This is a genomic window from Halanaerobium polyolivorans, from assembly GCF_020711195.1.
Lineage (GTDB): Bacteria > Bacillota > Halanaerobiia > Halanaerobiales > Halanaerobiaceae > Halanaerobium > Halanaerobium polyolivorans.
In genome coordinates this window covers 1-11,012 of record NZ_JAJFAT010000027.1, presented here as the reverse complement: position 1 = coordinate 11,012, position 11,012 = coordinate 1, and the positions used below count along the sequence as shown (strand labels likewise).

Genomic DNA, 11,012 nt, shown 5'->3' with positions numbered 1-11,012 from the left:
CTTTAGTTTCATCGGAATATTTTCTGTTTGCCATTGGTGTTTCCCCCTTGTAATTAGAGTATATCACTTTCAAACTTGTTCTCCAATTCTGTTAGGGGGCTATATAGTAATCACCCCAATTTTCTTTAGTATAGTTCTGGAATTTTTATCTTAAGTATTATATATACTTTGTAACAATTCCTATTATTAACAAATTATATATATTCCTACTTATTATGATTCTACAATAATCTATAAAATCCTTCCAAATCCAAATTAAAGTGATTAATTGTGATGAGTTTAGTCTTTTTATTAATTATATCAAAACACTATGACATCATATTGTCACGAACTTATGTATATTTTGATAAAAAGTATAATAAGTAAAAAATTAAGCTGTGTTAAAAATTAACACAGCTTAATTATTGGGCAAATTATCTCAATCCCAAAATAATATATTTTACAATCAACTAGGTCTAATCAACTCTACATCTTTGATTTTCCATTTCTCAACAAAATTAGAATCCGTTATAACTATTAATATATCATCCTCAATATCATGAACTTTGCCAGTTTTCCCATCATAATTTTCAACAATGTCATCTATATCAAAATCATCTTCAGATTTACAATAAATACTCTTGATATTCTTTTATTGTTGAAACATACTCAATAATAATCCAATTACCTGCTTGTTTTTCTACTACAGTCTTTACTAATTCTTCTGTATATATTTCATTATCTGGATTTGCAATAGTTTGAGAAAATCTAAAATTAGCTGTAGCTTTGGTTGAGCTATTAACGGTAATTAACATATTATCTAAGCTATAAGATATCACTTTATAACCATCAGAATAAAATGTAGCAGTTAAATCAATATATTCTTCTTTTGTTAAATAAGTAATATTACCATTTTCAATTACAGAAATATGAGCTTCTGAAGAAATGTTTTCCTGGATTTTATCTATTTCAGCTTCAGGTGACTCTTCGGAGGTTGCCATGTTATTTATAAAATTACCCACCTCAGTTCTCACTTGTTCTTTATCAACAGAATTAGAGCCTCCACCACTACAACCATTTAAAATAAAACTAAAACAAAGAATAAAAATACTGATTATAATAATTTTCTTTTTCATATTTTCCCCTCCTTTAAATCTATACGTACTGTCAAATCTAAATGTTTTTAAAAAAGTAATTTTCACTCAATCAATCATAAAATTCATCCTCTTTTAATCCTTCTTTATTGGTTTTTATTATGGACCGTTTATATTATCTATTTAAACGGGTCAATTTTAAATTATTATGGTGGGTCAATTTTAGATTATTATAAACCCTTTCCTTACTCTTTCCTCCCTACAACTCTATTATATTCCCACCTAATCTATCAGCAGTATCTGGATTACAAGTACTAAAGATAATCTGATATTTGTCTTTGAAGCTTTTAATTAAATCAATTGCTTTTTCAGTTCTTTCTGGGTCTAAGTTAACCAAACAATCATCTAAGATAATAAAGCCCGGCTTATCTTGAAAGAGGTTTTCATATAAAGCAAATCTTAAAGCAAGGGCCACACTATCATAGGTCCCAAAAGATAAGAGATTAATATTTACTGGAAGTTTGTTATTAGCATCTTCTTTAATTATTTCAATATCAAAGCTCTCATTAATCTTACTGGTCTGATAATTACCAGCTGTTAAGATATTTAAATAGCTGTTGAAAGAATTTATTAAGGGCTCAAATGACTTCTCATCCATTTCTTTTAATGTTTGAGAAAAAGCCTCTTCTACTTTTAACAGGCGGCTGGCTCGACCTTCTAAGCCATTAAATTTTCTTTTTTTGTTCTCATAAATTTCTTCGAGCTCTTCTAAAGATTCATCAGGCATTGTATCCTGAATTTCAATTAATTCATAGTTTTTATTGTTTTTAGCTTCTGTTTTATCTTCTTTGCTTTCTCTTAACGCTCTTATTTTTTCTCTGAATTCTTTATTTGAATTAAATTCTTCCGGTAATTCAGCAAGTTTCCGAAGCTCTTTTTGCAAATTATTGCTATTAGTTTTTAAAGTTTTTATTTTATCCTTTAGCTCTTCCAGACTGTTATATTCTTCCTGCCATTCTTCTATTTTATTCTCTTTGGTTTTTATCTCAATTTTTAAATCACTGATCTTATTATCTTTTAACTGCTCGATTTCTGCTCTAATCACTTCTATTTCTCTGCTGCTTGAATCAACTTCTATATTCTCATGTTCTTCTTTTAATTCTTTGTGAGTCTTATCTGCTAATATTTTAGCTTTTTCTTTTTGAGCTTCTTTGCTATCTCTCAATAGATCATTTTTAGTTTTAAGTTTTTCTCTAGCTTCTTTAGAATTGCTTATCTCTAACTTTTCTAATTCATTTATCATTTTATTATATTTTTCTCTAAAAGATTGATGTTCCTCCTGCAATTGTTCAAAATCGATCTCGGCAGAACTTATTTCTAGATCGATATCATTGTTGTGAACTCTAATATAACCATCAGCTTCAATTTCGCTGCCGGCTTCAATCTCTTCTTCCGCATTAATACCTTTAACAATCTTTAGAGCAGAAGAGGCTTTATTTATTTTAGCTTTTAGTTTGCCTGCTAATAGCTGAGCATCAATATTAGAAATTTTATTTTCCAGCTTTACAAGTTCTTCGGCTATTTCTTCATTTACTTCGGCATATTTTTCTTTTTCACTACTTATCTTTTCTATTTTTTGATTTAGCTCTTTGACCTTGCTAAGCTTTTCTTCCAGCTCTTCTTTAAGCTTAAATTTATCATAGGCAGCTTTTTCTTCTTTTAATTTTTCTAGTGCTTGCTTATATTCTTTTAATTTTTTCTTATGCTCTTTATTCTTTTTTAATAACTCTGGCCATTCTTTTTTTATTTTATTTAATTCACTTAATTTTTCCTGCTTTCTTTTTAAATCTGGCTCAATCTCACTTCTTTTATTAATATCAGCTTCTATTGCACTTAATTCAGTTAATTTTTTAACAACTGCTTTCAACTCAGCTTCTAAGCTTTCTATTTCCCCGTTTATCTTATGCAGTTCTTTTTCACTATTTTCTGCCTTTCTGATCCTTGCTTTGATACTTTCCTTTTCTATATAGGCATCATAGATCTTACCCCTTGCCTTTATATAGGGGTGATTGACATCTCTATCAGGATTTTCTGGTTGATGTTTATCTAGATCCCATTTAGATAAAAGCTTATCTTTTTCGGCCTCGATTTTTTCTTTGATTTCATCGGTTACTATTCCATCCATCTCCATAACTGCTTTCCGCAAAAAATCAGTTACGGTACTCTTTAGCTCAGATTCTTCAGCTATCTTTTTAACAGCTGCTTTAACCTCACTCTGTTTTGCAAAGACAATATTATCATAGGTGCTTTCCCCATAAAGCAAAATTTCATTTAAAATATTATCAATTTTTTCTGGACTATCGATTAAATTCCCATTTGGCTTTTCAAGTAATACTGAGGGGTTATTTCTGCTCCACTTCTTCTCTATTCTATAGCTCTTAGCATTATCTTCAATAATTAAGCTGCCGTGAATATAGTCTCCATCTGGATAGGGAAGGAACTTCTGATTAAATTCTTTATCTTTAGTAGTATTTCTTTTGATTTTAGGATCACTAAACAGGGTGGCAAATATAGCATTAATAATGCTACTCTTACCAGCTTCATTAGGACCTAATAGGATATTCAAACCAGGGGCAAATGAAACTTCCTGATCACTGAGTCCGGCAAATATCTGGGTATTAAAGTTCTTAAGTTTCATTCTGCACCTCCTTAATCAATTCATAAGCTAAGTGAAGTGATTTTTCATCATCTTCCAGCCTCTGCAAAAATTGATAGGGAAAAGACCCTTTTGTAAATTTAGCTTCGATTTGATCATGATTCAGCTTAATATATAAGTTTTCATCTTCAATAGCAAGATAGGCCAGCTCAAGCTTTAAGTCATTATAGAGGTTATTTTTATCATTATAGACTGACTCTTCAATCCCACCACTTAAATTCAAACGAACCACCTTATTTTGTGGTCTATCAGCAAGCAAATCTTTTTTAAGAGCTTTGAGATCTTTCTTGTTATTTATATTTTTCTTTAGATCAAAAAATCTAAATTTTCCAGTCTTTACTTTTTTAGCTGAAATATGCTTATCAGCATCTAAATTAATTATCCAGGCAAAACCTTCATGATTACAGTCTAAACCATCCGGCTCTGGAGTCCCACTATTAAAAATCTTCTTATTAACAGCTTTATCTTCTTCAGGATATTGAATATGACTGTGCCCTAATAACCATAAATCCATCTCTATGGCCAGTAATTCGGCTCTGCTCATTTTAAAGTATTGATCAGTTAGATCTGGTGAAATACCCTCTAATGCTCCATGGGCAATTCCAATCGAAAAATTATTTTTAGCTTCATCATTAAAGTTTTTAATCCAGTCAAGATTGTTACTGGCTGAATGTCTTGAATCACAGGGAGCAGGATATACTGTTAGATCAAGACCGTGCTCACTTAAATCATATGTTCTAAATTCATTTAATAATACCATTCTTTTTGTGGCCTTTCTTTCAAAAGTTCGCCAAACATTATCCTGGCCAATATCATAGTCATGATTACCAGGCAAAAATAAGACTGCTTTACCTTTGAAACGATCAAAAATATTTACAGCTTTTGATATCAATTTTCGCTCAACTTTATTATTATTAAATAAATCTCCAGCGACAACAATCAAATCACAGTCTTCTTCATTTGCTAACTCAACTATCCTTGACAATACTTCGATTCGGGCTTCTTTTAGCTTTACTCCAACAGAGGGAGGGTAACTACTAAACTGCATCCCTAAGTGAATATCTCCGGTATGAAAGATTTTTAATGGCATAATTATGGCTCCTTTATCTTAAATATTTACTCACTACTCTCAAGATCAATAAAAAAAGAAAAGCTAATTTAGCTATATTTTTGCTGATCTAAATATTTTAATTCCTAAGTATATAATTCTAGAAATATATGGTTTTTCCTTTAATAATGTTTTCACATTATAATAAATAGTTCTCTTAATATTAATTATAGCAAAAGACTATGACAGCATAATGTCGCGAACTGATGTATATTTTACTTAATTTCTAAATTGAGAGCCATTATAAGTTTGAACACCTTTGTCTTCTGACACCTGAATAAAAAAACCTCTAGAGCTTTCGCCCTAGAGGGGGATTGATAATTATAATGCTTTTACTTCTTTTCCTGTGCTTATTTTTACAGAAACTTCAACATCAGATACAAATATTTTACCATCTCCACTTTCTCCAGTATAAACTGTGTTTTTAATCGCATCTATAAATTTATCTGCTTCAGAATAATTAATCACAAACTCAATCTTTGTTTTAACCACCCTTTTGTCTTTCTCCAAATTATAACTAGCAAATTCTACTGTATTTAATTCTTTAAGTCCCATAGCTTTTAGTTTTTCAGTTAATTTATTTAACTTTTCAGGACGAATTAATGCTTCAATCTTTTTCATTTTAAGAACCCCCTTCAGTTGCTTTTTTAAATTTTCTTAATATTTAATCTAATTTAATTATAAAGCAAATATTTATCTTTAGAAATAGTTAAGGCTATTTATATCCTTGTGTACACGGATATAAATAGCCTTAATATAAAAGCAAAATAGAGATCTTAAAGTAATTATTTATTTTATAAACTCCAGAAATTTCTTAACTAAATTAGGATCAAATTGACTGCCTGCAGCTGCTTTAAGTTCAAAAACAAACTTTCATCATTTCAACGAATTTTTCAACCAGTTCTGGATCAAACTGACCGCCAGCACATCTTTCTATTTCTGCCAGAGCTGCTTCTTTAGAAATAGCCTTGGTGTAGGTTCTCTCATTTGTCATTACATCATAGGCATCTATAATTGAGATTATACGGGCCAAATATGGTATTTCTTCACCTTTTATAGCCCTAGGATAACCATTCCCATCCCAGTGTTCATGGTGGCTGTATATCTCTTCTGCAATTAAAGCAAATTCTTCAGAGGCAAAAGCAATTTTATAACCTGTTTCTGAATGTTTTTTTACTATTTCCCATTCTTTTTCATCCAACTTAGCTGCTTTTGTTAATATTTCTTCAGAAATTGTTGTTTTCCCTATATCATGCATTACAGCCAATAATGAGAGCCTATTAAGCTCAGAATTAGATAATTTTAATTTATTAGCAAATTCAAGCGCTAAATTTTTCATTCTTTCTGCATGTTCTTTGGTCTCATTACTTTTAGCACTTAGACTATTTAATATGCCTTTAACAATATTGCTTTTACTGCTCCGGCTTTCCAGCAACTTATTTTGATACATATCGTCATCTGCTTTTTTTAAAATTTGATTAATATCTTCAGCTTCTTTTTCTTTGGTGGCTGAACCAAAAGAAACAGATAACGGTAATTTTTCTTTATTATTGATAAGCTCTAATTTTTCTTTAATTCTTTCTATTATTCTGTTTAATTGTTTTTTAGGAGTTTTAGGTATTAAGACAACAAATTCATCTCCACCCATTCGTGCTATTATATCTTCTTCTCTTAATACTTCTTTTAGAATTTCAGCTGTTTTTATCAGTAATTCATCTCCTTTTTGATGGCCATAACTATCATTGATCAGCTTTAAGCCATTTACATCAGCCATTATGATGCTTATTGGCAGCTGTCTTTTAGTATCCAGTCTTTTTAACTCTTCTTCAAAAAATCTGCGGTTGTAGAGATCAGTTAAGCTGTCATTGAAAGATTTAAATTCCAGTTCTTTTTGATAAAATAATTTTTCTAAGGCTGCTTTAGTATTTACAACCAGGATTTCGGCAAGTTCTAAATCCCTTTGATTAAAATCATCTTTTTGAGCAGAAATAGCTTGAAAAATACCTATATCTTGCATTGGAATCGTAATACCTGATTTATAATTTTCTTCTGTTGGTTTTGCTTCTGGATCTTTTTCTGTATCTTTAGTTAGAAAGCTCTCATTGCTCTGAAATGCTATACCCATAACACCATGATCTAAAGGAACTGTCCTTATCTTTAATTTATCGGAAGCTACAGCTATCTCAAAGTGGTTTTGCCTGGCCAAACTAATATGACATATATCAAAATTTAAAATCTCTCTGGCAGTTTCAATTATTTTTTGGCAGATCTCTTTTTCATCTTTAAAGTCTTGAAGCTCAATTGCTACCTTGTTAAGTTCTTTTATAATTCGTTCATGCCTTTTCTGTTCTGAGATATCGATATTGATACCAAACATTTTTTGAGCTTTACCCTCAGAATCCCAGGCGGTAACTTTACCCTTGCTCAGTATCCAAAGCCAGTCGCCTGATTTATGTTTCATTCTTGTTTCCACACTATATGAATCAGTTTTACCAGTAAAATGTTTTTTTAATTCTTTTTTACATTTTTTTAAATCAGCTGGATGGGTTAATTTTTTTGAGATTTCTATGTTATTCGCTTTAAATTCCTCAAGTGTATAGCCAAGCATTTCTGCATATTTTTGATTGAATTTTGTTTCCCCTGTTTGTACATTCCATTCCCAGGTTCCCGAATTAGTACCTTCTATAATCCAGTTCAATCTATCCCTTTGCTCTTTAATTTTCATTTCTTGATTTTTCCTTGCAGTAATATCATGAGTATTCCCATGCCAGAGAGTACTACCATCAGAAAGTTTTTCCGGTCTCGCTTTTGCTTCCAACCATATCATACCCTGCTCAGGCAAATTAACCCTGTATTCTTCTTTCCAAACTGTTAAATTTTTAGCTGATTTAGCAAGCGAGTTGTGAATTCTATCTATATCTCTAGGATCAACTCTTTTAAAAATTTTTTCGGGATCATTTTTAACAAATTCTGCTTCCAGCTCAAAAAGCTGATAGATTCCCTCCGATAAATAGGGGAATGTTGGAGTCCCATCAGGTAATAGCTGATATTGATAGCTCATCCCAGGGGCTCCTTCTACCAGTTTTCTCAACTGCTCTTTAACTTCTTTAAGCTTCTTTTCTGCCTTCCTTTTTTCTGTAATATCTACGGCTGTACAGACTGCATACTCTACATTACCTTCTTTGTTCAGCTTGGGAGTTTTTATGACAGAAAAAATTCTATCTTCTCCCTCACAATTATTGATAACTTCTTCTGTCTCTATTTTCTTTTTCTGCTCAAATACTTTTTTATTGCCATCTATACAAATTTTAGCCTCTGCTTCTGAATAAAGATCTCTAATATTTTTATGTGCAATTTCGCTTTTGTCAAGACAGAAAAAATCAGCATGGGCTTGATTAACTTGACCATAAGTATCAACATCTTTTAAATACCAAATATGGGTATCTATATTCTCTAATAAAAGCTGCTGTTTTCCATTATTTAGCTTGAGTTCTTCTTTTTCAGCTTTAATATTTACATGAACTCTTACTCTTGCCAAAAGTTCTTCTGTAATAAGTGGTTTAGTAATATAGTCTACAGCACCTAGCTTAAAAGCCTTAATTTTTTCTCTCGTCCCGTCTAAGAAAGTGATAAAAATAATGGGAATATCTTTAGTACTGCTTTTTGCTTTTATTTTTTTGCATAACTCAAAACCATTTATTCCCGGCATAACAATATCCAGTAATATTAAATCGATTTCTCTTTGAGAAAGAATATCTAATCCCTCTTCAGCAGTAGCTGCAGCTAAAGCCTGAAAACCTTGCTCTGCTAGAGTTTTAGTTAAATTATCTAATATTTTTTTATTATCATTTATAATAAGGATCTTTCCTTTGCTGATCATAATTTTCACTTCCTTAGAGATAATTAGTTAATATTATTTCTATTATTATACTTCACCAAAAGTATTATTTTACCTTTTAATAAAAACTTAGCTACAGGTGAATTTGATATCTATTTTAAGCTAAAAACCTCATGAAATTTGAAGGAATATGGTTTTATTCCGTTAATTAGTATTATAAGACAGCTGGCTTGGCTTCTTCAAAAGTATAGTTTTTAATAAATTTATTAAAAATTAGGAGGTTAATCATGAAGAAGTTTTCAATTATTTTTATTGGCATTTTTTTGCTCTTTTCTCTACTTTTCAGCGCAAATGTCTTGGCAGAAGAAGAAATTGCTGTAAGAGTAAATGAATCGGTTTTAACTTTCAATGAGTTAGAAGATGAGATTAACGAAAGAATTGATTTCATGTCTGAAGATGAAGCCAAAACAGCTGTAATACAGGGCTTTGTTAATCGTCAAATGGGTCTGGAATTGATTGATGAAAAAGATTTGGAGTTAAGTGATGATGATGTATATGACAGCATGAGAGCTATGGAAACAATGATCACTTCTCAAATGACAGATACTTATCCATTAGGGCATTTTGATGATAGTGAGCCACCTATTGAAGAAATTGCAGAAAGACTAGCTGGCTTTGATGAAATTGATTCAACACCTGAACTTTTGATTCAGGATGCAGAGATGATGGCTATTATTGATTTAATCGAAGAATATTTTAAAGATAAAGCTGAAGAAAAGTTAGAAGCTGGAGAAATGGATGATGAAATTGAAGAAGAGATGGAAATATTTATCGAAAGAAATAAAGAAGAAATTGCAGAATTAAGCGAAGAAGAAAAAGAAGAATTTGCTGAGGATATTGAGTGGATTAAAAACTTGACATTAGAAGAATACAAGGAAGAAAATTGGAATGATTATAGGTCTGAAAAAGCAGAGGAATTAAATGCAAAAGCTTTTGAAGAATTAAATGAAAGGATTAATATAGAATTTAATGTGGATATGCCTCAAAAGTAAAAATTAAATTTAATTAAAAAAATTGAGTAGGGTAACCATTTTGAAATGTTTACCCTACTCGGTTAAATTCAATGCTTTGCTTCCCAAAACAAAATTTGTTCTGGCAGCTCAAAATAATCTGCTAATTTTTCTCTAACTTCTGCTCTAGGTATTTTGCCTTCACAGCACCATTCATGAAGTTCTTTAGGGCTAACATCCAATTTTTGGGCCAGCAAATTCAGCGGCATTTTCTCGGCGAAAATCAGACCATAAAGTATCCTGTTCTCAGTTTCGGTGATCAGATCCTCTTTAGACAATTCAGTACAGTCTAAACCATCTAAGGTCACAAATACCACCCCCCAGAAGGATAGACCCTTCATCTAGTTGTATTTTTATTATAGCATAGCTAATTTTATATCTAAACAGTATTTGATTAAAATTATTAAAGAAATTAGCTCATCATTTTAATAAAAATCTTAGCTAATTCGGGGTCAAATTGACTGCCTGCACATCTTTCTATTTCTGCCAGCACTTCTTCATTGGAGATAGCCTTACTATATGATCTCTCATTTATCATGACATCATAAGCATCCACAATAGCTATTATGCGGGCCAAATATGGAATATCATCTCTTTTTATTTTTTGACAATTTGTCTTGATACATCTTGTTGTCTGCTTTTCTTAAGACTTCATATATATTTTCAACCGCTTTTTCCTTCGTGGCTGTTCCTAAAGCAAGTGAAATCGGCAGAGCTTTCTTAGCGGTTATTTGATCTATTTTATCTTTAATTCGCTTTATTATTCTATCTGCCTGCTCTTTGTTGGTTTTAGGCATTAAAATTGCAAATTCATCTCCACCCAAACGAGCAACAATATCTTCCTCTCTTAAAGATTTTTTTAAGATTTCAGCTGTTTTTATTAATACTTCATCCCCTTTTTCATGTCCATAGTTGTCGTTGATTAACTTCAGACCGTTGAGATCAGCCATAATAATACTTATCGGGAGCTGCCGTTCTACATCCAGTCTTTCCATCTCTTCTTCAAAAAACCTCCGATTATATAAGTTGGTCAAGCCATCATGATAAGATTTATATTTTAATTCATTTTGATAATATAGTCTATCTAAAGCTGCGTTCGTATTTGCAATAAGAATTTCAGCAAGTTCTAGTGGATTGTCAACCCTTTTTACAACAATTTTTTATCGAACATTAAATATCTATATTCAACAGGTGTTAGGTAATCTAA

The 11,012-nt window shown here is 31.1% G+C and carries 9 protein-coding genes; 1 reads left to right on the top strand and 8 read right to left on the bottom strand.

What is annotated here, in order from left to right:
• Window positions 1–605 precede the first annotated feature (605 nt).
• From LJ207_RS11815 to LJ207_RS11795, 5 genes are all read right to left on the bottom strand, one after another.
• The gene (locus LJ207_RS11815; protein ID WP_229346705.1) at window positions 606–1,115 is read right to left on the bottom strand and encodes a hypothetical protein; all 510 of its coding nucleotides are present in this window, start codon (window positions 1,113–1,115) and stop codon (window positions 606–608) included.
• Window positions 1,116–1,332: 217 nt separating this feature from the next.
• Entirely contained in the window at window positions 1,333–3,771 is a 2,439-nt protein-coding gene (locus LJ207_RS11810) for an AAA family ATPase (RefSeq protein ID WP_229346704.1), read from the bottom strand.
• Window positions 3,761–4,879: a metallophosphoesterase family protein gene (locus tag LJ207_RS11805; protein WP_229346703.1), complete on the bottom strand. Its 1,119-nt coding sequence runs from the start codon at window positions 4,877–4,879 to the stop codon at window positions 3,761–3,763. Before LJ207_RS11805 ends, LJ207_RS11810 begins: the two co-directional genes overlap by 11 nt.
• Before the next feature lie 339 nt (window positions 4,880–5,218).
• Window positions 5,219–5,518, bottom strand: coding sequence for a P-II family nitrogen regulator (locus LJ207_RS11800; RefSeq protein ID WP_229346702.1), 300 nt, complete (start codon window positions 5,516–5,518; stop codon window positions 5,219–5,221).
• Between the two features lie 238 nt (window positions 5,519–5,756).
• Entirely contained in the window at window positions 5,757–8,777 is a 3,021-nt protein-coding gene (locus LJ207_RS11795; RefSeq protein WP_229346701.1) for a diguanylate cyclase, read from the bottom strand.
• Between the two features lie 245 nt (window positions 8,778–9,022).
• Between LJ207_RS11795 and LJ207_RS11790 the strand changes: the two genes are divergently transcribed.
• Complete coding sequence (locus LJ207_RS11790; protein ID WP_229346700.1) at window positions 9,023–9,787, top strand: hypothetical protein; 765 nt, start codon at window positions 9,023–9,025, stop codon at window positions 9,785–9,787.
• A gap of 68 nt (window positions 9,788–9,855) precedes the next feature.
• Here the strand turns inward: LJ207_RS11790 and LJ207_RS11785 are convergent, their stop codons facing one another.
• The 3 genes from LJ207_RS11785 to LJ207_RS11775 all read right to left on the bottom strand — a co-directional run bounded on the left by LJ207_RS11785 (window position 9,856) and on the right by LJ207_RS11775 (window position 10,839).
• Complete coding sequence (locus LJ207_RS11785; protein ID WP_229346699.1) at window positions 9,856–10,113, bottom strand: hypothetical protein; 258 nt, start codon at window positions 10,111–10,113, stop codon at window positions 9,856–9,858.
• A gap of 104 nt (window positions 10,114–10,217) precedes the next feature.
• Window positions 10,218–10,382, bottom strand: coding sequence for an HD-GYP domain-containing protein (locus LJ207_RS11780; protein WP_229346698.1), 165 nt, complete (start codon window positions 10,380–10,382; stop codon window positions 10,218–10,220).
• 10 nt (window positions 10,383–10,392) lie between these two features.
• Window positions 10,393–10,839, bottom strand: coding sequence for a GGDEF domain-containing protein (locus LJ207_RS11775; RefSeq protein ID WP_229346697.1), 447 nt, complete (start codon window positions 10,837–10,839; stop codon window positions 10,393–10,395).
• Between the last annotated feature and the right edge of the window lie 173 nt (window positions 10,840–11,012).